This is a genomic window from Pseudomonas xanthosomatis (assembly GCF_019139835.1).
In the GTDB taxonomy this organism is placed as follows: Bacteria; Pseudomonadota; Gammaproteobacteria; order Pseudomonadales; family Pseudomonadaceae; genus Aquipseudomonas; species Aquipseudomonas fakonensis.
In genome coordinates this window covers 733,506-757,128 of the sequence record NZ_CP077075.1, presented here as the reverse complement: position 1 = coordinate 757,128, position 23,623 = coordinate 733,506, and the positions used below count along the sequence as shown (strand labels likewise).

Below are 23,623 nucleotides of genomic sequence, written 5' to 3'. Positions count from 1 at the left end.
AGCCCTGCCAACAACGCCCCCTCTATTTTGCAAGACAGGTTACAGCCTATGCGTTGCCGTGTACTCCTTGCTGACGACTCGCCACTGTTCAGAGCAGGCCTGCGAGCGCTGCTGGAACAAAAACAAGAATATGCCGTGGTCGGCGAAGCGGGTGACAGCCTGGGGACGGTCGCTCTGGCCGAACAGTTCAGGCCGCAGATCATTCTGCTCGACGTCGCGCTTGCCTCCAAGGGCGAACAGACCCTGCGCGAGCTGTCGGTACGCGCCCCGGAAAGCGCGGTGCTGATGCTGTCGTCACGCTCCGAGCTGGACTTCGTGATGAAGTGCCTGCGCCAGGGCGCCCAGGGGTTTCTGCTGAAAAGCGCGACGGTGCTGGAGCTGGAGCTGGCCCTGCAGTCACTGCAGGCGGGTGGCCAATACCTGTGCTCGGCGGTATTGCCGTTGGTCATCGGCCAGGCGGTGAAGCACACCCGCCAGCACTCGGCGAGTAACCCGGCCACGCAGTTGACCACGCGCCAGTTGGAAATCCTGCGCCTGATCGCCCGCGGCGAGAGCACCCGCTCGATCGCCGACGGCCTGGGCCTGAGCGTCAAAACCGTGGAGGCGCACCGCGCGCAGATCATGCACCGCCTGCAGATTCACGACGTTCCGGGCCTTGTGCTGTTTGCCGTGCGCGAGGGCATCATCCGCCTCAACGATTGAGCGACAGCCCCGCCAGGATCAGGCGCAAGGTTTCCGGCAGCGCCACTGGCCGCCCCGAGGCCCGCTCGATGAACACCTGCACCAGGGTGCCGGCCGCACAGGCCTCGGCATCACCCGGGCGGAACAGCGCCAGGCGAAACTCCACCGTGCTGCCGACCAGCCGGGTCACGCCCAGGCCCACTTCGAGCACATCCGGGAACGCCGGCAAGGCGAAAAAGTCGGCCGCCGAACTGACCACGAACGCCGCCAATTCCCCATCGCGCAAGTCCAGCTCGGCCTGCTCCACCAGAAAAGCCTGGATGGCAGTTTCGAAGAAGCCATGCACCGTGGAACCCGTCAGGTGGCCGTTGAGGCCGTTGTCCTGGGGGCGGGTGAGGATGGGGTGAAAATGGCAGAAGGCGGAGCGTTGGGGGGATTCGGTCATGGGGTGCCTGCTTGTTCGAAAGAGTGCCTTGCAAGTGAATCAGATTCTGTCGGTTCTGTGTCACATGGGCTGGCCCAATCGCCGGCAAGCCGGCTCCTACACCGATTCGCGCCCCCTGTGGGAGCGGCTTTAGCCGCGAAGCAGGCGACGCGATAGATGGCACCGGCTTTGCCGGTGTTCGCGGCTAAAGCCGCTCCTACAGGGATCGCATAGCTCTCATGCCTGCGCTGTACCTGTAGGAGCCGGCTTGTCGGCGATGAGGCCGGCGCAGCCAGCACAAGACAGTTGCTGCATGTGCAGGGCTCGGCGCCCCGGCTTACCCGCAAAGCAGGTAATAGCCAGGCACAAAAAAACCGCCCCGAGGGGCGGTTTCTTGTTCCGTACCGGCTAGCAGCTTACAGCTGCGGGCCAGCGGCCTTGATGGCGTCGGAAACGTCGAACTTCTTGAAGTTCTCGGTGAACAGCTTGGCCAGGCCCTTGGCGGCTTCGTCGTAGGCAGCCTGGTCAGCCCAGGTGTTGCGCGGGTTGAGCAGCTCGGTGTCGACGCCCGGAACGGCCTTCGGCACGTCCAGGTTGATGATGTCCAGGTGCTCGGTTTCGGCGCCCACCAGAGCACCGCTCTGGATGGCAGCGATCACGCCACGGGTGGTCGGGATGCTGAAGCGCTTGCCAACGCCGTAGCCACCGCCGGTCCAGCCGGTGTTGACCAGGTACACCTTGGAGCCGAAAGCGTTGATGCGCTTGATCAGCAGCTCGGCGTAAACGCCAGCCGGGCGCGGGAAGAACGGCGCGCCGAAGCAGGTGGAGAAGGTCGACTTGATGCCGCTGCCCGAGCCCATTTCGGTGGAACCGACCAGCGCGGTGTAGCCGGACAGGAAGTGGTAGGCCGCCTGCTCGTTGTTCAGGATCGACACCGGCGGCAGTACGCCGGTCAGGTCGCAGGTCAGGAAGATGACCGCGTTAGGCTCGCCGCCCAGGTTCTTCTCGGAAACCTTGGCTACGTGGCTCAGCGGGTAGGCTGCACGGCTGTTCTGGGTCAGGCTGACATCGGCGTAGTCGGCGTGCTTGGCATCGTCGATGACGACGTTTTCCAGCACCGCGCCGTGCTTGATGGCTTTCCAGATGACCGGCTCGTTCTTCTCGGACAGGTCGATGCACTTGGCATAGCAACCGCCTTCGATGTTGAAGACCACGCCCTCACCCCAAGCGTGCTCGTCGTCACCGATCAGGTAACGGCTTTCGTCGGCCGACAGGGTGGTCTTGCCGGTGCCGGACAGGCCGAAGAACAGGGTCACGTCGCCCGCTTCGCCGATGTTGGCGGCGCAGTGCATCGGCAGCACGTCAGCGGCCGGCAGCAGGAAGTTCTGCACCGAGAACATGGCTTTCTTCATTTCACCGGCGTAGCGCATGCCGGCGATCAGCACCTTCTTCTGGGCGAAGTTGATGATCACGCAGCCATCGGAGTTGGTGCCGTCACGCTCAGGCTCGCACACGAAGTTGGCGACGTTGAGGATCTGCCACTGATCGCGCTTGGCCGGGTTGAACTGGCCCTGCTCCGGGTTGATGAACAGGCAACGGCCGAACAGGTTCTGCCAGGCGGTCTGGGTGGTCATCTTCACCGGCAGGTAGTGCTCGGCCGCGGCCCCTACGTGAACGTAGGAAACGAAGTGATCCTGGGCGTTGTTGAACGCCTCGACGCGGTCCCACAGGGCATCGAACTTGTCGGCCGGGAACTTGCGGTTGATCGGGCCCCAGCCAATCTGGTCCTGGGTGGAAGGTTCTTCGACGATGAAACGGTCAGCCGGCGAACGGCCAGTACGGTGACCGGTTTCGACCACCAGTGCGCCAGTATCGGCCAGCACGCCTTCACCGCGGGACAGCGCTTCTTTTACCAGCTCATCGACGCTCAGGTCGGTGTACACGGTGTTGTTGGCTTGCGTCATGAGATACCCCATCCGGCCCGAGGCCGAGTGCTCCAAACGTTTTGTAGTTGCTTTGAAAAAACTACTACAGCGAAAAAAGTGGCCGGATTATGCCAGAAACGCCCAAAAAAAGTAGGCCCCTCCTGTCAGAACTGCGTTTTTGCGCAATTCGACAGGAGATTCCCCTGAGCTTTAACGTTTCAGTGACGAGTTTCTGACGCCGAGTCAGTGCCACCACCGGCAAACAGTTGCGCCACATCGCTGGCATCGAAGAAATAGCGCTCGTTGCAGAACTGGCAATCGATCTCGACCGTGCCACCGCATTCCTCGACCAGCGCCTTGGCGTCCTGCTCGCCAAGACTGACCAGCGCATTGCCGGAACGTTCGCGCGAGCAGCTGCAGTTGAAGCGCAGTGGCTGGATGTCGAACAGGCGCACGGCGTCTTCGTGGTAGAGGCGGTGCAGCAGGGTTTCGTTGCCTTCGGCCCACTCCTCGGGCTTGAGGGTCCTGGCCAGTGCAACCACGTGCTGCCAGCTTTCTTCGCGCTCTTCATCGTCCGGCTGGCGGTCACGCGGCAGTTGCTGCAGCAGCAGGCCGCGGGCCTTGCCGCCTTCGGCGTTGAGCCAGAAACGCGTGTTGAGCTGCTGCGACTGGACGAAATAGTTGGTGAAGCACTCCGACAGGTCGGCGCCGTCGAGGTCGACGGTACCCTGGTAGCGCTGGCCCTTGATCGGGTCGATGGTCAGGGTCAGGTGACCACCGGGCATCAGTTGCTCCAGGGTGGCATCGTCTGCAATCTGCTCGGCCTCGTAGCGCGCCATGCCACGGATTTCACGATCACCAGAGCACTCGACCATCAGCAGCGGAATCGGCCCGGAAGAACGCGCCTGCAAAATCAGCAGGCCGTCGAACTTGAGCGCGCCCACCAGCAGGGAGGTCGCGGCCATCAGCTCGCCGAGCAGCGCCTGCACCGGTTTCGGGTAGGCGTGGCGGGCCAGCACTGCGGCGTAGCTTTCGTCGAGAGACACCCACTCGCCGCGCACATCGCGCTCGTCGAAGATGAAACGTTGGGTGAAATCGGTATCTGGCAAGTCGCTCATGGGTGTCCGGGTATCAGAAAATGATGACAAAATAATAACAGGCGGCTAAAAAGCCCCGCTGCAGAGCGCCTTCAGCGCGCTCAAGCCCTTTAGGAGATCGAGGTATCTTATGGACAATCGACCACTGTTCCAAGCGAGGTGGTCCTGGGGACCCCTGGCAGCCTGCACGCTGCTGCCCATCGCACTACTGTGTTTCTGGTTATGGCCTGTTGGCCAGATCCTCTGCCTGACTTTCGACGAATGGCTGTTCCACAGCCTCAACGCCCCGCTGGCCGACAACGTCGCCTGGCGCAACATCTGGGCCATCGGCAGCCTGCGCCCGTTCGACATCCTGGTCGGCCTGATCATGCTGGCGCTGCTGGTTCGCGGCGACTGGGTGTTCAAGGCGGTACAGGTGCGCCAGGCGTTTTTCGGGTTTTTGGTCACGCTGTTGCTCTTAGTGGTGATTCGCGCGCTGTTTTCCAAGTGGGTCAGTGCAATGGGCTGGCAACACAGCAGCCCGTCGATGAATTTCGACGACGCCGTGCACCTGAGCGACTACTACCCGAACCTGGAAGCCAAGTGGGAGCTCAAGGACCGTTCCAGTCAGAGTTTCCCGGGTGACCACGCCTCGGTGCTGCTGATCTGGGCGCTGTTCATGAGCCTGTTCAGCCGCCGCCTGATGCAGCACCTGGTGATCTGGGCGCTGGCCTTGCTGTTCATGATGCCGCGCCTGGTGGCCGGCGCCCACTGGGGCCAGGACGACTACATCGGCGGCCTGCTGATGGCCGTGCTGGCCCTGGGCTGGAGCTGCCATACGCCGCTGGCGGCCCATGCAAGCTCGGCACTGGTGCGCTGGACCGCGCCGCTGTTCGCTTTGCTCGGCAAGCTGCCGCTGGTCGGGCGGATGAGCGTGATTCGCGCAGCCTGACACGGCCTCATCGCCGGCAAGCCGGCCCCTACAGGGACAGCAAATGCCTGAGGCTTATGCGATCCCTGTGGGAGCGGGCTTGCCCCGCGATACTTTCACTCGAAACTGCCATGCAGCTGGTGAATCTGCCGGCGCTGCTTCTTGTTCGGCCGCCCGTCGGTGGTCATGCCCAACGCCCCCGCCTTGCGCAACTCGGCCGCCTGCTCGCGGCGCTTCACGCTTTGCGGTGTTTCTTCATACAGCGCTTGCGCCTCAGGCGCGCCACGGCGCACCACTGACAACGCCTTGACCACCACCGTGCGTTCGTCAAAGCCGGTGCGCAGCACATATTCATCCCCCACCCGCGGCTCCTTGCCGGGCTTGCAACGCTCGCCGCGCCAGTGCACCTTGCCGCTCTCGATGGCCGCCTTGGCCAACGCGCGGGTCTTGTAGAAACGCGCCGCCCACAGCCATTTGTCCAGGCGCACCTTGTCGTCGTCTTCAGGCTTTTGTGCCATGTTTTTTCCTCGCATTCTGTCTTTCACGGAACTGTACTACCGTGACTGACGGATGCAAAAAATCCGTGCCGTCATTACAGTTCACCACCTCATCCGCAGGGCACGCCTAGTGAAGACATTTGACCACCTGACTGTGATCGGCCTGCGCGAGTGGGTCGCCCTGCCCGACCTCGGTGTCGCCGGCCTGAGGGCCAAGATCGACACCGGTGCCAGCACCTCCAGCCTGCATGCCACCGAAATCGAAACCTTCGAACGCGACGGCCAGCCGTGGGTGCGCTTCAATGCGCACCTGGGCACCGTGGTGCAACTGCGCCACCGCCGCTGCGAAGCGCCGCTGGTAACCATCAAGACCATCAAGAGCTCCAACGGCCACGCCCAGACCCGCTACGTGATCCGCACCCCGCTGGCGCTGGGCGACCGGGTATGGGAGGTGGAATTCACCCTGGCTTGTCGCAAGAGCATGCGCTACCGCCTGTTGCTGGGATCGAAGGCCCTGGTCCACGGTCAACTGGTGGTCAACCCCGGCGTCAAGTACGTCCAGGACAAACCGGCCTTCCCGGCCACCCTTTCCCCTGTCACAGGTGCTGCATGAAGATCGCTGTGCTTTCGCGTAATCCGCGTCTGTATTCCACCCGCCGCCTGGTCGAGGCCGGCACCCAACGGGGCCACGAAGTGGTGGTGATCGACACGCTGCGGGCCTATATGAACATCGCCAGCCACAAGCCGCAGATCCACTACCGCGGCAAGCCGCTGGAGGGCTTCGATGCGGTCATTCCGCGCATTGGCGCCTCGGTGACCTTCTATGGCTGCGCGGTGCTGCGCCAGTTCGAGATGATGGGCGTCTACCCGCTCAACGAGTCGGTGGCCATCGCCCGCTCGAGGGACAAGCTGCGCTCGCTGCAACTGCTGTCGCGTCGCGGCATCGGCTTGCCGATCACAGGCTTTGCCCACTCGCCAGACGACATCCCCGACCTGATCCAGATGGTCAACGGCGCGCCGCTGGTGATCAAGGTGCTCGAAGGCACCCAGGGCATCGGCGTGGTGCTGTGCGAAACCACCAAGGCCGCCGAATCGGTGATCGAGGCATTCATGGGCCTGAAGCAGAACATCATGGTGCAGGAGTACATCAAGGAGGCCGGCGGCGCCGACATTCGCTGCTTCGTGGTCGGCGACAAGGTGATCGCCTCGATGAAGCGCCAGGCCAAGCCGGGCGAGTTTCGCTCCAACCTGCACCGCGGCGGCGTGGCCAGCCTGATCAAGATCACCCCCGAAGAGCGCATGACCGCCATCCGCGCGGCCAAGGTAATGGGGCTGAGCGTGGCCGGGGTGGATATCTTGCGTTCCAACCACGGGCCGCTGGTGATGGAAGTGAACTCTTCACCCGGGCTTGAGGGCATCGAGGTAACCACCGGCAAGGATGTGGCCGGGATGATCATCGAGCATCTGGAAAAGAACGGCGGGCCTAATCAGACCCGGACCAAAGGCAAGGGCTGATGGTGTCTGTACCGGCCTCTTCGCGGCTAAAGCCGCTCCCACAGGGACTGCATAAGCTTGAGGCCAGCACCGTACCTGTAGGAGCCGGCTTGCCGGCGACAGGGCCGGCACAGGCGAATGGTGGCACCGGCTGTGCCGGTGATCGCCGGCAAGCCGGCTCCTACAGGTACGGCACTGACCTGAAGCTGATGCAATCCCTGTGGTGAGCGGCCTTGTGTCGCGATTGGGCTGCGCAGCAGCCCCGGCGATTTTGCATGAGGTCGAGCCCCTGGGGCTGCTATGCAGCCCAATCGCGACACAAGGCCGCTTCCCACAGGGATCGCGAAGCCTTCAAGCCTGTGGGAGCGGCTTTAGCCGCGAAGAGGCCGACACAAGCAACAACGATCAGACAGCATCGCGCGGCAGCAACAACCCCAACGGCAAGCGCACCCGCGCCTCGATGCCGCCACCAGAACGGTTGCGCAGCTCGACATTGCCGCCATGCTGCGCAGCAATGCGCTTGACGATCGCCAGCCCCAGCCCGGTGCCCTTGCCGCCACGGGCACGGTCGCCACGGATGAACGGGTTGAAGATGGTTTCAAGCTCCGACTCGTCGATACCGGTGCCGCGGTCCAGCACGCTGAGCACCACGTACGGCGCGCTTTGCTCACCCGACACATAGGCCGCCACTTCCACACCTTTGCCAGCATGGTGCAGGGCGTTGCCGATCAGGTTGCCGAGCATGCGCTTGAGCGACACCCGGCGCAGCGGGAACGGCGGGATCGGCTCCAGGCACAGGCGCACCCGCTCGTCGGGCTGGTTGTAGGGCGCCACCACCTCGCGGATCAGCTCGTTGAAATCGACCTCCTCCACCGGCTCGTCACGCCCGTCGCGGATGAAAGCCAGAAACTGGTCGAGGATCGCGTCCATGTCCTCGATGTCGCGCACCATGTCATCGCTCAGGTCGCTCTCGTGGTCCATCAGCGACAACGACAGGCGCAAGCGGGTCAGGGGCGTGCGCAGGTCGTGGGAGACCCCCGCCAGCATCAGCTCGCGCTCACGCCCGGCCTGCTCGACATCCTCGGCCATCTGGTTGAAGGCGCGATACACCTCGGTCATTTCGCTGGGGGTGTCGCTGATCGGCAGGCGCACGCTGCGCCCCTGGCCCAGCTGGCGGGCGGCGAACACCAGGCGCTTGAGCGGCTGGTTGAGCTGGCGCACGAAAATCCACGCCGAGGCGGTGGACAACAGGCCGATGGCCAGGAACCAGCCCAGCACGTTCCAGATTTTTTGCCCGCGCAGCGGGTGCGGGTACAGCGGCACCTTCAGCCAGCCCGGGCCCAGGCTCGGCGCGTTGACCCACAGCGCCGGCGGCGCGTGGATGCGCAGGCGCACCTCGGTGTCCTCGCCCAGCTCGGCCTGCATCTGGCGCTGGTAGATCTCGCTGTAGGGCCAATGCTGCTCACCTTCAGGCACGCCCGAGCCGGTCACCCGGATCAGCCCGGCGGCCTCGGCGATCTGGTCGCGGTTTTCTTCATCCGCCGCCCAGTAGGCGCGCAGGGTCAGCGCCACGCCGTGGCTGTACTGGCGGTCCACCAGCACGTCTTCGTTCATCAGCAGGTACACCAAGGTCAGCGCCTTGGAGAACAGCACGACGATCAGTACCAGCCACAGGGTGCGGGCGAAGAAGCTTTGCGGGAACCAGAGAGGGGTTTTCATCGATGACTACTAGCTTGCAAGGGCAGCGAAAAAGCCGGGCGACACAGACGAAAACAGGGCGACCCCGTGGAGCCGCCCTGTTGCGCCATGCCGAGCCGACAGGCTCATTTGGCGGCGTTTCCGTCCGGCACGAAGACGTAGCCCACGCCCCATACGGTCTGGATGTATCGCGGCTTGGACGGGTCGGGTTCGATCATGCGGCGCAGGCGCGAAATCTGCACATCGATGGAGCGCTCCAGGGCGTCCCATTCGCGGCCACGGGCCAGGTTCATCAGCTTGTCGCGGGTCAGTGGCTCGCGGGCGTGCATCACCAGGGCTTTGAGCACGGCGAACTCGCCGGTGGTCAGCATGTGCGTCTCGTCGCCGCGCTTGAGCTCGCGAGTGGCCAGCGACAGCTCGTAGTCGCCGAAGGTGACGGTCTCTTCCTCGCTGCCGGGCGCGCCCGGTACGCTCGGGGCCTGGCGGCGCAGCACGGCCTTGACCCGGGCCACCAGCTCGTCGGGGTTGAACGGTTTGGCCAGGTAGTCGTCGGCACCCAGTTCGAGGCCCTTGATGCGGCTGAGCTCATCGCCCTTGGCGGTGAGCATGATGATCGGGATCTGGTTGTTGGAGGCGCGCAGGCGCTTGCACGCGGACAGGCCGTCCTCGCCGGGCAGCATCAGGTCGAGCACCACCAAGTTGAACACTTCGCGGGCCAGCAGGCGGTCCATCTGTTCGACGTTGGGCACGGTGCGCACGCGGTAGCCCTTGCTGGTGAAGAAACGGTCCAGCAGGCTGCTCAGGCCCGGGTCATCATCGACGATGAGAATCTTTTCGCCTTCAGCGTTGTTTGCGGTGCTGGTCATCTGTCACTCCTCTAAGATCGCCGCGCATTATGGCGTAGCCATTGCAACGCGTGCCGTGTGCATTGTTAGCAGATTTTTCCCACGCTGCCACTTCCATGCCACTGCCCGCTGGCGCCGGGCTATCACCGCAACCCCGGCGCGATGGGTATAATGCGCGGCTTTCATCCAGCGCCGCCGGGCCCAGGCCCCTCTTGCGGCCCCCGTTTTCACAATTGTCAGGTGGTTTACATGGACAGCATCAACAGCCGTATCGCCGAGGAACTGGGCGTTCGCCCACAACAGGTCGAGGCGGCCGTGGGCCTGTTGGACGAAGGCTCGACCGTGCCCTTCATCGCCCGTTACCGCAAGGAAGTGACCGGCAGCCTGGACGACACGCAACTGCGCCACCTGGAAGAGCGCCTGCGCTACCTGCGCGAACTCGACGAGCGCCGCGCCAGCATCCTCTCGAGCATCGAGGAACAGGGCAAGCTGACCCCGGAACTGGCCCGGGAAATCAAGCTGGCCGACACCAAGACCCGCCTCGAAGACCTGTACCTGCCGTACAAGCAAAAGCGCCGCACCAAGGGCCAGATCGCCCTGGAAGCCGGCCTGGGCGAGCTGGCCGATGGTCTGTTCAACGACCCGCAACTGGCCCCAGAGGTCGAAGCCGCGCGCTTCGTCGACGCCGAAAAAGGCGTGGCCGACGTCAAGGCAGCGCTCGAAGGCGCCAAGTACATCCTCATGGAGCGCTTCGCCGAAGATGCCGCCCTGCTGGAAAAACTGCGCAACTTCCTCAAGCAGGAAGCCGTGCTCAGCGCCCGCGTGGTGGCCGGCAAGGAAGAAGAAGGCGCCAAGTTCCGCGACTACTTCGCCCATGACGAACTGCTGCGCAGCGCCCCGTCGCACCGCGCCCTGGCGATTTTCCGCGGGCGCAACGAAGGCGTGCTGAGCGCCTCGCTGAAGGTCGGTGAGGAACTGCCGGGCACGCTGCACCCGTGCGAGCTGATGATCAGCAACCACGTCGGCATCGAAAACCGCAACCGCCCCGCCGACAAGTGGCTGGGCGAGGTGGTGCGCTGGACCTGGAAGGTCAAGCTGTACACCCACCTTGAGACCGACCTGTTCGGCGAACTGCGCGACAACGCCGAAGGCGAGGCGATCAACGTCTTCGCCCACAACCTGCACGACCTGCTGCTGGCCGCCCCGGCCGGCCCGCGCGCCACCCTCGGTTTCGACCCGGGCCTGCGCACCGGCTGCAAGATCGCCGTGGTCGATGCCACCGGCAAGCTGCTGGACCACACCACGGTGTACCCGCACGCACCGAAGAACGACTGGGACCGCACAATCTCGATCATGGCCGCGCTGTGCGCCAAGCACTCGGTGGAGCTGATCGCCATCGGCAACGGCACCGCCAGCCGCGAGAGCGACAAGCTGGTGGCCGAGCTGGTTAAAAAATATCCAGCCCTGAAAATCACCAAGATCATGGTCTCCGAGGCCGGCGCTTCGGTGTACTCGGCCTCGGAACTGGCCGCCCGCGAATTCCCCGACCTGGACGTGTCGATCCGCGGTGCGGTGTCCATCGCCCGCCGCCTGCAGGACCCGCTGGCGGAGCTGGTGAAGATCGACCCGAAATCCATCGGCGTCGGCCAGTATCAGCATGACGTGTCGCAGGTGAAGCTGGCCCGCGGCCTGGACGCGGTGGTCGAGGACTGCGTGAACGCCGTGGGCGTGGACGTCAACACTGCCTCTGTAGCGCTGCTGACCCGCATCTCCGGCCTGAACGCCACACTTGCGCAGAACATCGTCGCCCACCGCGACGCCAACGGCCCGTTCGCCACCCGCGCGGCACTGAAAAAGGTCAGCCGCCTGGGCGAGAAAACCTTCGAACAGGCCGCGGGTTTCCTGCGTGTGATGAACGGCGACAACCCGCTGGACGCCTCGGCGGTGCACCCGGAGGCCTACCCGCTGGTACAGCGCATCGCCGCTGGCACCGACCGCGATATCCGCTCGCTGATCGGCGACAGCAGCTTCCTCAAACGCCTGGACCCTAAAAAGTTCACCGACGAGACCTTCGGCCTGCCGACCGTCACCGACATCCTGCAGGAACTGGACAAGCCCGGCCGCGACCCGCGCCCGGAGTTCAAGACCGCCACCTTCCAGGACGGCGTCGAGGACCTCAAGGACCTGGAGCCGGGCATGATCCTCGAAGGCGTGGTGACCAACGTCACCAACTTTGGCGCCTTCGTCGACATCGGCGTGCACCAGGACGGCCTGGTGCACATCTCGGCGCTGTCGGAGAAGTTCGTCAAGGACCCGCGTGAGGCGGTCAAGGCCGGCGACGTGGTCAAGGTCAAGGTCATGGAAGTGGACATCCCGCGCAAGCGCGTGGGCCTGTCGATGCGCATGGGCGACACCCCGGGCGAGAAGGTCGAGGGCAACCGCGGCGGTAACCGTGGCGGCAATGGCGGCAACCGCCAGCAGCAGACGCCACGCCCGCGTGAAACCACCGCCGCCGCCCCGGCCAACAATGCCATGGCCGCGCTGTTCGCCAACGCCAAGCAGCTGAAGAAGAAGTGATGGACGTACCGAAGGAGTACGTCCAGAGCGCCTTCAGCCAGTTGCTGGGCTGCCGCCTGCAACGCCTGGACACAGGCGTCGCCGAGGTGGCCCTGGCGCTCGAGCCGCACCTGCGCAACCGCGGCCAGAAGCTGCACGGCGGGGCGATCTTCAGCCTGGTGGACATCGCCATGGGCCTGGCCTGCTCGGCCAGCCATGGTTTCGACCAGCAGAGCGTGACCATCGAGTGCAAGATCAACTACATGCGTGCGGTCAGTGAAGGCGAGGTGGTCTGCACTGCGCGGGTGCTGCACGCCGGGCGCCGCACCCTGGTGGTCGACGCCGACGTGCTCCAGGGCGACAAGCTGGTGGCCAAGGCGCAGGGAACCTTCGCGGTTCTCTAGCTCCTTTAGCAGAATCTGCGGTATTTTCAGCAGCATTGTGGGGCCGCTTTGCGGCCCATCGCCGGCAAGCCGGCTCCTACACGCCCCCTGTAGGAGCCGGCTTGCCGGCGATGGCTGCGACCCGGCCCGTTGCCGGAACCGCGTAAACCAGGCGACAACGCCAGTTCCTTTCCCAACTACCCTTGTAGACCGTCACCTCCACCCCCATATTGGGGCGACTGACGCGTGAAGGAATCCATCTTGAGCGACCTCCTCAACCGCCGCCTGAGCTTGCTCGGCGACAACCTCGACCTGCTCAAGCAGTGCCTGCACGGCATTGAGCGCGAATGCCTGCGCGTGACCGACGAAGGTCGCCTGGCCCAGACCCCGCACCCCGAAGCCCTGGGTTCGGCGCTGACCAACGAACAGATCACCACCGACTACTCCGAGTCGCTGCTGGAGTTCATCACCCCGGCCCTGGCCGACCCCGCCCAGGTGATCGAAAGCCTCGAGCAAGTGCACCGCTTCGTCTACAGCAAGCTGGGCGACGAATACCTGTGGAGCCCGTCGATGCCGTGCGCGCTGCCGGCCGAGGAGGACATCCCGATCGCCGAGTACGGCACCTCCAACATCGGCAAGCTAAAGCACGTGTACCGCAAGGGCCTGGCCCTGCGTTACGGGCGCACCATGCAGTGCATCGCCGGTATTCACTACAACTTCTCGCTGCCCGAAGCGCTGTGGCCATTGCTGCGCGCCGAAGAAGGCAGCACCGATGACGACCGCGACTACCAGTCCTCGGCGTACATCGCGCTGATCCGCAACTTCCGCCGCTACAGCTGGCTGTTGATGTACCTGTTCGGCGCCTCGCCCACGCTGGACAAAGGCTTCCTGCGTGGCCGCCCGCACCAGCTCGAAGAGCTGGACGGCGAAACCCTGTACCTGCCCTACGCCACCAGCCTGCGCATGAGCGACCTGGGTTACCAGAGCAACGCCCAGGCGGGCCTGACGCCTTGCTACAACAACCTGGCCAGCTACACCGACAGCCTGCGCAAGGCCGTCGGCACGCCGTACCCGCCGTATGTCGAGGTTGGCACGCACGTGGATGGCGAGTGGGTGCAGCTGAACACCAACATCCTGCAGATCGAGAACGAGTACTACTCGAACATCCGCCCCAAGCGCGTCACCTACACCGGCGAGCGGCCGATCCAGGCCCTGACCTCGCGCGGCGTGCAGTACGTCGAAGTGCGCTGCCTGGACATCAACCCGTTCTTGCCGGTGGGTATCGATATCACCGAGGCGCGCTTCCTCGACGCCTTCCTGCTGTTCTGCGCGCTGGAAGACAGCCCGCAGCTGGACAACGGCGAATGCGGCCAGTGCACCAACAACTTCCTGACCGTGGTCAAGGAAGGCCGCCGCCCGGGCCTTGCGCTGCAGCGTGACGGCCAACCGGTGGCGCTCAAGCAGTGGGCCAGCGAGCTGATCACGCGCATTGGCCAGCTGGCCGACCTGCTCGACCAGGCACAAGGCGGCAACGAACACGCCAAGGCCCTGCAAGCCCAGCAAGCCAAGGTCGACGACGCTTCGCTGACTCCGTCGGCCCAGGTACTGGCGCGCATGACCGAACACGACGAGACCTTCGTGCAGTTCTCCCTGCGCCAGAGCCGCCTGCATGCCGAGACCTTCCGCGAGCAGCCACTGAGCACCGAGCAGCAACAGGCTTTCGAAACCCTGGCCCGCGAATCGCTGGCCAAGCAGTCGGAGCTTGAGCAGGAAGAAGTCGGTGACTTCGACCTGTTCGTCGGTGCCTACCAGGCCAGCATCCTGGCCATCAGCAACTGATGAACCGCCCTGCCCCCACCCCGCGCAAACCGCGCGCCAGCAGCCAGGCCAGGATCGAGGCGATCCTGGCGGCCGCGCGCGAGCTTTTGGCCGGGCAAGGGGTGGCGGGGCTGTCGATCTACAGCGTGGCGGAACGGGCGCAGATCCCGCCGTCGTCGGTGTACCACTTTTTCGCCAGCGTGCCGGCGTTGCTCGAGGCGCTGACTGCCGATGTCCACCGGGCCTTCCGCGAGGCACTGAGCGCGCCCATCGACAGCGCCGCGTTCAGCACCTGGCACGGCCTGTCGCGACTTATCGAGCAGCGCATGCTGGACATCTACAACGGGGACGCCGCGGCGCGCCAGCTGATCCTCGCCCAGCACGGGCTCAGTGAAGTGGTGCAGGCCGACCGTCAGCACGACCTGGAACTGGGCGAGCTGATGCAGCGCCTGTTCGAGCAGCATTTCCAGCTACCGAGCCTGCCGGCTGACGTCGATGTGTTCGCCCTGGCCATGCAACTGAGCGACCGCGTCTACGCACGCTCCATGCAACTGTTCGAGCAGATAACCCCGCGCATGGCCGAAGAAGGCATGCGCGTGTTCGAGGCCTACCTGTCGCTTTACCTGCCGCCCTTCCTGCCCCTGCGCAGCCAGGGCTGAACATAAACTTATACCGCCTGCTGAGGCGCCCGGATCACTTCAATGGTGGCTTCACCTGCCACCCTCGAAAGGATCACCGCGCATGCCCTCGATAGCCCCCAACCCGCTCGATCTGGTAACAACACTGCCCGACGCCCTGCGCCAGCAACTGGCCGGCAAAAGCAACCTGCTCATGGCCGTACGCCAGCCCCTGGCGGACTGTACGCAACAGTTACGCAGCCTGTTCAACCAGGCCCCCAGCCTGCGCCAGACCCTGCACGACAGGCTGCAAGCCCATCTGCAGGCGGACCCGACCCAATGCGGTTTGCGTCACGCTGACAGCCAGGTGAGCCTGCTGACATTCGCCGCCCGCATCATGGCCAGCCCGGTGTACGCCAACCCCTTCCTCGGCTGGTCGACCTGGGGTTTTGCCGACACCTCGCCATACGCCACGCTGAGTGCAGCCGACTGGGTGCAGGTACTGGCCCCGCTGGTGAATGCCAGCCACGCCCAGGCACTGCGCAACTACTGGGAGGCCCGCATGCCCGGCAGCTGGGTTTCACGCCACGCTCACACCTGCGAGCTGTTGCGCCAGCACTTCAAGCGCAGCCTGGACCTTGCCTACGGCCTGGGCACGCTGGACAACAACCACTGGCTGCAAGGCGGCCAGCCTGAACCGCGCTACGCGCTGCTGGAATGGCAACTGCCGTCAGGCGCCAAATTGCCCAGTACCGCAGCATTGCTGATCGGCCCCGGGCCCGACGCGCCCGGCTGGCTGATCTACCTGCCGAGCCTTTCGAACAGCGTGCTTGCCTTCGAAACCCGCGAGCGGCTGTGCGGCTGGGTATTTGAAAACCGTTCATTCCTATGGTCAGACCCTCGCTCGCCGATCCCCACCGGCAGCCTCGACGACGTACTGATCACCGAGCAGCAAGCCGATGGCTTCGAGGCCTGGCTGCAGGTGTTGCACAGCCAGCAAGAGGAGATTGCCGAGCATCATCTGCTGCAAGCCTGCCAGCTCAGCAAAACCGACCCGTTGGACTGGCTGGCGCTGCAAACCTGGGAAGCACAGCGCCAGTCGGTCGTTCGGCAGGGCCTGTCGACCACGCTCGAAGCCGCCATCGAAGCGGTGGTTGCCGACGATACCGCCCTTGCGCTGGAGGAGGTCCACTTCGCCTGCCTGCCCACGCACCTGCCTGTGGGCTGGCGCCAGCACCTGATCGAGCGCCAGGAAGCCTTGCTCGAGCAGTACCTGGACGGGCAGACAGACCCCTCTTCGGCCAAGGTCACCTCACTGCGCGAGCGCCAGGCGGCGCTGGAGCAGTTGCAGGATGCGCAGGACACCGCACTGCTTGAGCGACCCGAAGGGGGAACGCCTGACGAGCTGCAGGCGCAGCTTGACCCGCTCAGCGAACGCCTGTGCCAGGCCTTGCTGCAGGAGGCCCGCCTGCAGCATGCCGTGGGCGAGTTGTCTGATGTTCACCTGAGCTGGGTCGAGCACCTCGTCGACCGGCCTGAGGCAAGCCTGCAACGCCCCGTGCAGGCCTGCGCCCTGGAGCTGGTCGGCGCCGACCGTACATGGCCGTTGAGCGGCTACATGACCTTCCGGGCACTGCCGGGTGAGGACGATGAAACCGCAGAGCCTTCGGTGCTGCTGTACCGGCCTGGGCAACGTGGCGGGCTGATGGCCTTCGCGGATGAACCGTCGCTTGTCCGCAGCCTGCAAGCGACGCTGCAAGGCGCCTGGCCCGATGCGCTGCTGGAAACGGCAGGGACGGGCGATGACGCTCAACTGCAGGCACTGCTCACCCACCCCGCACCGTTCTCCTTCAATCACCCGACCATTGCAGCGCATTTCATGGCGCATTGCGTAAAGGGCATCATCGATACCTTGCCTGCTGCCACACCCCGGGAGCTCGTCCGCCAACGCCTGTGTGTCAGCGAGAACCGTGCCAGGAGCATCGCTTTCGCAAGGCTCGCCCACAGCAACCGCAGCAGCCATTTCCAGGCCCAACTCACCCCCTTGAAACACCTCGGTGCCGACCAGCTCGCCGAATTGGCCGCCGAGGTCGACGCGCTGCAAGGCGCCCTGCTGGCCTCGGCCAGCTTGCTCAGCCGCAGCCTGCCGTCACGCACCCTGTTCACCCGACAGTTGCTGGATGAACACTTGCGCCAGGCATTCGGTGTGCAGCACATGCCGCAGATCACCCTGAATATCGCCGACAGCGTCACTCTGGAGAAAGAGGTCACTGGCCAGTCGGCATTGAGTGGGGCCGGGTCCAGGGACGTTCCAGTTTTCAGCAAGGCGCGCAGTGACGTGAGCCTGGAGGCCTTCATCCTGACAGCCCTGGATGACAGCCGGCGGTTGCGGCTGGGCAATGCGATTATCCGCTTCAACCCGGCAAACCCTGTGCTGGAGCAAGCCCTCACGCCGGCCTATATCGCCTCGCTGATCACCCAGCTGGATGCCGCTGGCCGCTACGAGCAGTGCATCACCCAGGCCTACCTGGGCCTCGAGCAGGAGACCGACTGGCAGGTGCAATGGCGTCAGGAAGTGCTGCGCAGGCCTTACGAGCACCGCCTGCGGCTCCTGGCACTGAGCAGGCCGGCCAGCCTCAGCGCCGATGGCCAGCGACTGCTGGAAAGGTTCTGCCGAGAACAGGTCGAGGCCGAAGCGCCCAGGTCGATCGCCTATCACACCCTGGCACTCAGGCCAGGCGCGGCCGCCGACGGCTCCAGCGATCAAGTGGGGTTGTCCGGCATTACCGTCATCGAAGACGCGGGCGGCCCTGCGCTGCTGTACCTGCCGGAAGCGCCCAATGGCCAGGTCATCAGCCAGCACGCCAGCGGCAGCGCGGCATGCGAGGCGTTGCAAAACATGGCGCTGGACCGCTCGATGGCCAGTTACCTGGCCAGCCGCACCCAGTCCGGCAACCCCGACGAGCATGCAAGCTACATCGACATGGCGCTGCAAAAAGGCTTCAACGCCTTTATCGCACTGGGTACTACACGTAGCGAAAGCTTGCCCACCTATGCGTCGCGCCTGGAGATGGGCGAAAGGGTGCGCAAGCATCGCGCCTCATCGCGCAGCCAGGCCGACCTGGCCTTGGCGGCCCCGCAGGTATTCGACCACTATTTCTTCCTTGGCCTGCGGCTGGCGCTCGGCGTACTGCCCGGCGCGAGTACGGCCGTGGCAATGTACGACGGCTGGCAGACGGCGCAGGCGGCGGTCAACGCGTTCGGTCAGGGTGATGTGCAGCAAGGCCTGCTGCACCTGACCAGCCTGCTGCAGTCCTTGAGCGATGCCATTCTGACCCTTGCGCCCCTGGCCGCCAGCGCCGGCAAGCCTGTGCTCACGCCACGCCTGCTGGCCCGGCAACGTCAACACCTGGCACCACTGACGCCCATGAGCGCAGCGCCCAAGGCGCGCCCCAGCCCCTTCGCCGGCTATGAGGCCGAGCTGCCCGCCGGCCCGCTGCTGCCGTCCAGCCTGGCCCAGGGTGCTGGCGTATTCGAACACCGCGCCACCCAGCAAAGCTACATCCTGCGTAACACGGCCTGGTATGCGGTCGATTGGGACCCGACCTACGCCACCTGGCGGCTCAAGCCACAAGGTGGCCTTACCTACCGTCAACCGGTGAGGCTCAGTGCCCAAGGCGCATGGGAAACCCCGGGCAGGCTGAACGGCCTGCTGGTCGACACGGGCCTGCAGGGCGGCGGCGGGGCACTGACCACGCTGTACAACCACGGCGTTGCCTACTGGCGCGCTGTGCTGCGTCGCCAACCCCCGGCGCTGACCGCGCAGGACATCAACGACGAACTGGAGCGCATCCCATTGCGCCTGAAGGCCCGGCGAGCGGCCTACAAGGCGGCGACAGAGGCGGTAGCCAACGACGCGCAAGCGGACCTCGCGCAGCAGAGGGCGGCGATTGCCCAGGCCCGGCAACCGTTGAGCGAGGAACTCACGCGCAACATCGAATTCTACGAGCGCACCATTGCCTACGCGCAGACGCACCGCTCGACGCTGGGCAGGGCAGAAGCGAAAGCACACATTGCATATTGTCAACAGAGCATTCGCGACATGAGCGTGCTCGAGATGAATCTGGTGTCGACACGTCTGGCCCTCGACGTACTGCAGGTCACAGTCGCCACCAAGGTTCTGCAGGCCCAAACCGGCCATACGATGACGAGCGTAATGGCAAAACGCCTGATACAGGACATCCTGCTGGCGAACAAGGAGATGATCGAGACTTTAACGGAGGTGGAGCACATAGCCATTCGCCATCACGCCAGGCTCGCAACCATGCCGCAGTCGGCCAAGACCGCTTACCTCAAAGACGTTGACGACACCAAGTTGACTGTGGATCTCCGCGAACTGCAACTGACCAGGGCGTCAATACTCTCGAAGACGCTGATCAAGGCCAGCGCCGCGGAACATCCACAGTTGGGTGTATTCATGCCGCTGTTGAACGAGCAAACCAACGCGTTGAGCAGCACCCTCTTCAGCCACATCGAGATGCCGAATGCCAACCTGACCCGCGCCCAGGAGCGCCAGTTCCTGAGCAGTGCAAAAACCCACTATGCGCGCTACCTGAACATTGTCACGGCCTGGGAAGACAGCTTCCAGGACATGCTGTCGGCAGATGAAGCCCAAGCTTTGCGCCAACTGCTGCGCCAGCTTAACGATGACATCGAGGCCACGCTTGCCAGAGCTGCCGCACAACAGCGCCCAGCCCCTGGCCCGGCCCGCGGCGCCTCTCGCCCACGCCTGTTCGACACCGTGGAGGGGCCGATGATCGGCATCGAGCATGTCGAGCGCGGGCATTTGCACATGCGCATCAACCAGCCGAACTCCGACCAGCCGCACAGCCTCTACACCCGCAACGCGGCAGACCAGTGGCAGCCCTATGCGCCAGCACGCACGGCACCGAGCGAGACGCTGCAGAACCTGGTCGGGGTCGCCACTGCGCAGCTGAACGACCTCCTGCCGCAGCAGGCCAAGTTACGCCGATACCAGACGCCACAAGCCATCCCTGCCGACCTGGAAGACATCGCGCAAGGGCACGCACAGCGGCTGCGCTTCATCGCCGGGCAAATCCGGCTCAAGGCCGGCAGCGCAATCAGCGCCGAACACACCGCGCTGACGCAAAGGCTGGAGGCCGGCGCCGAGCAGATGAAGGCGCTTGGCCGCCAGCTGCGCATCGCGCAGACCAAGGCCACCGGCAAACCAGCCGTCGGTCATCTGCAATACCTGGTCGAGCAACAAGAGGTGCAGCTGGCCTGGTCGCGCGTCTTGAAGCCCAAGCTCGACCGTCAGGGCAACCCTGCCGAATACCTGGAGGAATACCTTGTGCGGGACCGCACGACCCAGCAGGTTTTGTGGTACGCGCATTTCCACTTCCGCAAGCAACCTGCACAAGGCTTCAGGAAGCTGGAAGCCGGGCATTTGAAGCTGGCAAGTGAACGCGACCTGGGCGAAGGCGCGTGGCGCGGGAGCCTGAGCGAGGCGCAGGCCACCCAACTGTTCGGCAACCTGCGACCGGCTGCGTGAGGTGACACCCCCGGGCTGCCAGGCAGCCCGGGGGAAACAGGCTTACAGCTTGGCGATCGACACTTCGGTGGATTTGACGAAGGCGATCACTTCGCTACCCACTTGCAGTTCCAGCTCTTTCACCGAACGGGTGGTGATCACCGAGGTGACGATGCCGGAGGCGGTCTGCACGTCGATTTCCGACAGTACCGGGCCTTCGAGGATTTCTTTCACGGTGCCTTTGAACTGGTTGCGCACGTTGATGGCTTTGATGGTCATGGTGTGATTCCTTCTCTTTGGCTTCGGGGGTTCAGTGGGCCCAACGCAGCTGCGTGGGCAAAGGGGCTACAGGTTCCGGCTCGGGCGGGGTGCCCGGGGCGGACAGAACACGGTTGAGCACTTCGCTTTCCAGCGCAGCCAGGCGGTGCGAACCACGCGCCCTGGGCCTTGCCAGGTCGACGGTGAGGTCCAGGCCGACGGCGCCGTCCTCGATCAGGATCACCCGGTCGGCCACGGCGACGGCTTCGCTGACGTCGTGGGTGACCAGCAGCACGGTGAAGCCGTGCTGGCGCCACAGGCGCTCGATCAATTGCTGCATCTCGATACGAGTCAGGGCATCCAGCGCCCCCAGCGGCTCGTCCAGCAACAGCAGGCGCGGCTGGTGAATCAACGCCCGGGCCAGGGCCACGCGCTGCTTCTGGCCGCCGGAAAGCGCAGCCGGCCACTCATTGGCGCGGTCAGCCAGGCCGACGGCTTCCAGGGCGTCCAGGGCGCGCTGGCGCCAGTTGCCAGACAAGCCCAGGCCAACGTTGTCGATCACCTTCTTCCACGGCAGCAGGCGTGCGTCCTGGAACATCAGGCGGGTTTCCTCGCGGGCCTCGTCCAGTGGCGCAGCACCGGCCAGCAACTCGCCGGCGCTGGGCTGGTCGAGCCCGGCCAGCAAACGCAGCAAGGTGCTCTTGCCGCAGCCGCTGCGCCCGACGATGGCGACGAATTGCCCGGCCGGGATGTGCAGGTCGATACCGCGTAGCACTTCACGCTGGCCGAAGGTCTTGCGCAGGCCATTGGCGGCCAGCGGGATGCCACGCAGCAGGCGTGGCGGCTGTTCGTTGAGCACGGTCATCATGCGCCCTCCTTCTTCGCCACCTGGTACGCCGGGTGCCAGCGCAACCACACACGCTCAAGGCCGCGGGCGGCAAGGTCAGCCAGCTTGCCGAGCACGGCGTACAGCACGATGGCCAGCACCACCACGTCGGTTTGCAGGAACTCACGGGCGTTCATCGCCAGGTAGCCGATGCCGGAGCTGGCCGAAATGGTCTCGGCCACGATCAACGTCAGCCACATGAAGCCCAGGGCAAAGCGCACGCCCACCAGAATCGAGGGCAACGCGCCGGGCAGGATCACCTGGCGGAACAGCGAGAAGCCCGACAGCCCGTAGCTGCGCGCCATCTCCACCAGCGCCGGGTCGACGTTACGGATGCCGTGGTAGGTGTTGAGGTAGATGGGGAACAAGGTACCCAGCGCCACCAGGAAGATTTTTGCCGACTCGTCGATGCCGAACCACAGGATCACCAACGGGATCAGCGCCAGGTGCGGCACGTTGCGGATCATCTGCACCGAGCTGTCGAGCAGGCGCTCGCCCCAGTTCGACAGGCCGGTGATGAAGCCCAGCAGCAGCCCCAGGCTGCCACCGATGACAAAGCCGACGCCGGCACGCCAGCCACTGATGGCCAGGTGGGTCCAGATTTCGCCGCTGCGCACCAGCTCGACGCCAGCGCTGATCACGGCGCTTGGGGCCGGCAGAATGCGCGTGGACAGCCAGCCGGCGCTCACGGCCAGTTGCCAGACCGCCAGCAGCGCCAATGGCAGGGCCCAGGGCGCCAGGCGCTTGGACCAGGTGTTAGGGGTTGAATGGCTCATGACCTGCCCTCAGCTCTGCGACACGGCTTTGGGCAGGATGTCGTTGGCGACCATTTCGCCGAACGGGCTCACATAGCCACCGGTCTTGGGTTGTTCCGGGCGGTTCACGTCGATGTGCGGGAACAACAGCTCGGCCACGCGGTACGACTCTTCCAGGTGCGGGTAGCCGGAGAAGATGAAGGTATCGATGCCCAGGGCTGCGTATTCCTTGACCCGCGCCGCCACGGTCGGGCCATCGCCCACCAGCGCGGTGCCGGCACCGCCGCGTACCAGGCCGACGCCGGCCCACAGGTTGGGGCTGACTTCCAGCTTGTCGCGGTTGCCGCCATGCAGGGCAGCCATACGCTGCTGGCCTACCGAGTCGAACCGTGCAAGCGAGGCCTGGGCGCGGGCGATGGTGTCGTCGTCCAAGTGCGATATCAGCTTGTCGGCGGCGGCCCAGGCTTCTTCGTTGGTTTCGCGCACGATCACGTGCAGGCGAATGCCAAAGCGCACTTCACGGCCCTGGGCTGCGGCCTTCTCGCGTACCTGGGCGATCTTCTCGGCCACGGCGGCCGGCGGCTCGCCCCAGGTCAGGTACAGCTCGACCTGCTCGGCAGCCAGGTCCTGTGCGGCTTCGGAGGAGCCACCAAAGTACAGCGGCGGTCGCGGTTGCTGGATCGGCGGGTAGAGCAGCTTGGCGCCCTGCACCTGGATGTGCTTGCCGTCGTAGTCGACTACTTCGCCTTCGAGCACCTTGCGCCAGATACGGGTGAACTCGACCGATGCTTCGTAGCGCTCCTGGTGGTTAAGGTGCAGGCCGTCGCCGGCCAGCTCGTCCGGGTCGCCGCCGGTCACCAGGTTGAACAGCGCGCGGCCATTGGACAGGCGGTCAAGCGTCGCGGCCTGGCGCGCGGCCACGGTCGGCGAAATGATGCCCGGGCGCAGGGCCACGAGGAATTTCAGGCGCTCGGTCACCGGGATCAATGACGCGGCAACCAGCCAGGAGTCCTCGCAGGAACGCCCGGTGGGGATCAGCACGCCACCAAAACCAAGGCGGTCGGCGGCCTGGGCGATCTGCGTCAGGTAGCCATGGTCGACGGCGCGGGCGCCTTCGTTGGTGCCCAGGTACTTGCCGTCACCGTGGGTGGGAAGAAACCAGAAGATGTTCAGGCTCATTGGAGTTGTCTCCTCAAGGGTGGCAAGGCCGGGGCGGCGCCCCGGCGCA

19 protein-coding genes are annotated in these 23,623 nt (G+C 64.9%); 9 read left to right on the top strand and 10 right to left on the bottom strand.

Going from position 1 to position 23,623, the window contains the following annotated elements:
* The first annotated feature begins 48 nt into the window (after positions 1-48).
* On the top strand, positions 49-702 hold the full coding sequence (locus KSS93_RS03345; protein WP_217840827.1) for a response regulator: 654 nt from the start codon (positions 49-51) through the stop codon (positions 700-702).
* On the opposite strand, the gene KSS93_RS03340 is transcribed toward KSS93_RS03345, so the two are convergent.
* The 3 genes from KSS93_RS03340 to hslO all read right to left on the bottom strand — a co-directional run bounded on the left by KSS93_RS03340 (position 692) and on the right by hslO (position 4,148).
* Positions 692-1,126 carry an acyl-CoA thioesterase gene (locus tag KSS93_RS03340; protein WP_217887136.1) on the bottom strand — a complete coding sequence of 145 codons (435 nt, stop codon included), beginning with the start codon at positions 1,124-1,126 and terminating at the stop codon, positions 692-694. The two genes, KSS93_RS03345 and KSS93_RS03340, sit on opposite strands and share 11 nt — an antisense overlap.
* Before the next feature lie 395 nt (positions 1,127-1,521).
* Positions 1,522-3,069 (bottom strand): phosphoenolpyruvate carboxykinase, encoded by a 1,548-nt coding sequence (locus KSS93_RS03335; protein WP_217887135.1) that lies wholly within the window; start codon positions 3,067-3,069, stop codon positions 1,522-1,524.
* 179 nt (positions 3,070-3,248) lie between these two features.
* Positions 3,249-4,148, bottom strand: a complete 900-nt coding sequence (gene hslO, locus KSS93_RS03330) for an Hsp33 family molecular chaperone HslO (protein WP_217887134.1) — start codon at positions 4,146-4,148, stop codon at positions 3,249-3,251.
* A 109-nt stretch (positions 4,149-4,257) separates the two neighbouring features.
* Here hslO and KSS93_RS03325 point away from each other — a divergent pair, with 109 nt between their 5' ends.
* Complete coding sequence (locus tag KSS93_RS03325; protein ID WP_217887133.1) at positions 4,258-5,058, top strand: phosphatase PAP2 family protein; 801 nt, start codon at positions 4,258-4,260, stop codon at positions 5,056-5,058.
* Positions 5,059-5,153: 95 nt separating this feature from the next.
* Here KSS93_RS03325 and KSS93_RS03320 read toward each other — a convergent pair whose 3' ends face one another.
* Complete coding sequence (locus KSS93_RS03320) at positions 5,154-5,555, bottom strand: RNA-binding S4 domain-containing protein (RefSeq protein ID WP_217887132.1); 402 nt, start codon at positions 5,553-5,555, stop codon at positions 5,154-5,156.
* Between the two features lie 109 nt (positions 5,556-5,664).
* Here KSS93_RS03320 and rimB point away from each other — a divergent pair, with 109 nt between their 5' ends.
* Positions 5,665-6,147, top strand: coding sequence for a retropepsin-like aspartic endopeptidase RimB (rimB, locus tag KSS93_RS03315; protein ID WP_217887131.1), 483 nt, complete (start codon positions 5,665-5,667; stop codon positions 6,145-6,147).
* Positions 6,144-7,049: a 30S ribosomal protein S6--L-glutamate ligase gene (gene rimK / locus KSS93_RS03310; protein WP_084942096.1), complete on the top strand. Its 906-nt coding sequence runs from the start codon at positions 6,144-6,146 to the stop codon at positions 7,047-7,049. Before rimB ends, rimK begins: the two co-directional genes overlap by 4 nt.
* A gap of 384 nt (positions 7,050-7,433) precedes the next feature.
* Here rimK and KSS93_RS03305 read toward each other — a convergent pair whose 3' ends face one another.
* Together KSS93_RS03305 and ompR are read right to left on the bottom strand one after the other, a co-directional pair.
* Positions 7,434-8,747 carry an ATP-binding protein gene (locus KSS93_RS03305; protein ID WP_217840836.1) on the bottom strand — a complete coding sequence of 438 codons (1,314 nt, stop codon included), beginning with the start codon at positions 8,745-8,747 and terminating at the stop codon, positions 7,434-7,436.
* A 104-nt stretch (positions 8,748-8,851) separates the two neighbouring features.
* Complete coding sequence (gene ompR / locus KSS93_RS03300; protein WP_217887130.1) at positions 8,852-9,592, bottom strand: osmolarity response regulator transcription factor OmpR; 741 nt, start codon at positions 9,590-9,592, stop codon at positions 8,852-8,854.
* 228 nt (positions 9,593-9,820) lie between these two features.
* Here ompR and KSS93_RS03295 point away from each other — a divergent pair, with 228 nt between their 5' ends.
* From KSS93_RS03295 to KSS93_RS03275, 5 genes are all read left to right on the top strand, one after another.
* Entirely contained in the window at positions 9,821-12,148 is a 2,328-nt protein-coding gene (locus tag KSS93_RS03295) for a Tex family protein (RefSeq protein ID WP_217887129.1), read from the top strand.
* A complete protein-coding gene (locus KSS93_RS03290) occupies positions 12,148-12,531 on the top strand; it encodes a PaaI family thioesterase (protein ID WP_217887128.1) in 384 nt (127 codons plus the stop codon). The genes KSS93_RS03295 and KSS93_RS03290 overlap by 1 nt, the downstream gene beginning before the upstream one ends.
* A gap of 240 nt (positions 12,532-12,771) precedes the next feature.
* Complete coding sequence (gshA, locus tag KSS93_RS03285) at positions 12,772-14,349, top strand: glutamate--cysteine ligase (protein ID WP_437182104.1); 1,578 nt, start codon at positions 12,772-12,774, stop codon at positions 14,347-14,349.
* Positions 14,349-14,987: a TetR/AcrR family transcriptional regulator gene (locus KSS93_RS03280; protein ID WP_217887126.1), complete on the top strand. Its 639-nt coding sequence runs from the start codon at positions 14,349-14,351 to the stop codon at positions 14,985-14,987. Before gshA ends, KSS93_RS03280 begins: the two co-directional genes overlap by 1 nt.
* Before the next feature lie 82 nt (positions 14,988-15,069).
* The gene (locus KSS93_RS03275) at positions 15,070-20,517 is read left to right on the top strand and encodes a hypothetical protein (RefSeq protein WP_217887125.1); all 5,448 of its coding nucleotides are present in this window, start codon (positions 15,070-15,072) and stop codon (positions 20,515-20,517) included.
* A gap of 42 nt (positions 20,518-20,559) precedes the next feature.
* Here the strand turns inward: KSS93_RS03275 and KSS93_RS03270 are convergent, their stop codons facing one another.
* Genes KSS93_RS03270 through ssuD form a run of 4 tightly spaced genes read right to left on the bottom strand, consistent with a single transcriptional unit; the run spans position 20,560 to position 23,574 of the window.
* Complete coding sequence (locus tag KSS93_RS03270; RefSeq protein ID WP_008095172.1) at positions 20,560-20,775, bottom strand: TOBE domain-containing protein; 216 nt, start codon at positions 20,773-20,775, stop codon at positions 20,560-20,562.
* 31 nt (positions 20,776-20,806) lie between these two features.
* Positions 20,807-21,619 (bottom strand): aliphatic sulfonates ABC transporter ATP-binding protein, encoded by an 813-nt coding sequence (gene ssuB / locus KSS93_RS03265; protein ID WP_217888674.1) that lies wholly within the window; start codon positions 21,617-21,619, stop codon positions 20,807-20,809.
* The gene (gene ssuC / locus KSS93_RS03260) at positions 21,619-22,416 is read right to left on the bottom strand and encodes an aliphatic sulfonate ABC transporter permease SsuC (RefSeq protein ID WP_217887124.1); all 798 of its coding nucleotides are present in this window, start codon (positions 22,414-22,416) and stop codon (positions 21,619-21,621) included. The genes ssuB and ssuC overlap by 1 nt, the downstream gene beginning before the upstream one ends.
* Positions 22,417-22,425: 9 nt before the next feature.
* Positions 22,426-23,574, bottom strand: coding sequence for an FMNH2-dependent alkanesulfonate monooxygenase (gene ssuD, locus KSS93_RS03255; protein WP_217887123.1), 1,149 nt, complete (start codon positions 23,572-23,574; stop codon positions 22,426-22,428).
* Positions 23,575-23,623 lie beyond the last annotated feature (49 nt).

Coding starts and splice junctions, on each gene's coding strand:
- KSS93_RS03345 (WP_217840827.1), top strand. CDS start 49: ATGCGTTGCCGTGTACTCCTTGCTGACGACTCGCCACTGTTCAGAGCA.
- KSS93_RS03340 (WP_217887136.1), bottom strand. CDS start 1,126: ATGACCGAATCCCCCCAACGCTCCGCCTTCTGCCATTTTCACCCCATC.
- KSS93_RS03335 (WP_217887135.1), bottom strand. CDS start 3,069: ATGACGCAAGCCAACAACACCGTGTACACCGACCTGAGCGTCGATGAG.
- hslO (WP_217887134.1), bottom strand. CDS start 4,148: ATGAGCGACTTGCCAGATACCGATTTCACCCAACGTTTCATCTTCGAC.
- KSS93_RS03325 (WP_217887133.1), top strand. CDS start 4,258: ATGGACAATCGACCACTGTTCCAAGCGAGGTGGTCCTGGGGACCCCTG.
- KSS93_RS03320 (WP_217887132.1), bottom strand. CDS start 5,555: ATGGCACAAAAGCCTGAAGACGACGACAAGGTGCGCCTGGACAAATGG.
- rimK (WP_084942096.1), top strand. CDS start 6,144: ATGAAGATCGCTGTGCTTTCGCGTAATCCGCGTCTGTATTCCACCCGC.
- KSS93_RS03305 (WP_217840836.1), bottom strand. CDS start 8,747: ATGAAAACCCCTCTCTGGTTCCCGCAAAGCTTCTTCGCCCGCACCCTG.
- ompR (WP_217887130.1), bottom strand. CDS start 9,592: ATGACCAGCACCGCAAACAACGCTGAAGGCGAAAAGATTCTCATCGTC.
- KSS93_RS03295 (WP_217887129.1), top strand. CDS start 9,821: ATGGACAGCATCAACAGCCGTATCGCCGAGGAACTGGGCGTTCGCCCA.
- KSS93_RS03290 (WP_217887128.1), top strand. CDS start 12,148: ATGGACGTACCGAAGGAGTACGTCCAGAGCGCCTTCAGCCAGTTGCTG.
- KSS93_RS03280 (WP_217887126.1), top strand. CDS start 14,349: ATGAACCGCCCTGCCCCCACCCCGCGCAAACCGCGCGCCAGCAGCCAG.
- KSS93_RS03275 (WP_217887125.1), top strand. CDS start 15,070: ATGCCCTCGATAGCCCCCAACCCGCTCGATCTGGTAACAACACTGCCC.
- KSS93_RS03270 (WP_008095172.1), bottom strand. CDS start 20,775: ATGACCATCAAAGCCATCAACGTGCGCAACCAGTTCAAAGGCACCGTG.
- ssuB (WP_217888674.1), bottom strand. CDS start 21,619: ATGACCGTGCTCAACGAACAGCCGCCACGCCTGCTGCGTGGCATCCCG.
- ssuC (WP_217887124.1), bottom strand. CDS start 22,416: ATGAGCCATTCAACCCCTAACACCTGGTCCAAGCGCCTGGCGCCCTGG.
- ssuD (WP_217887123.1), bottom strand. CDS start 23,574: ATGAGCCTGAACATCTTCTGGTTTCTTCCCACCCACGGTGACGGCAAG.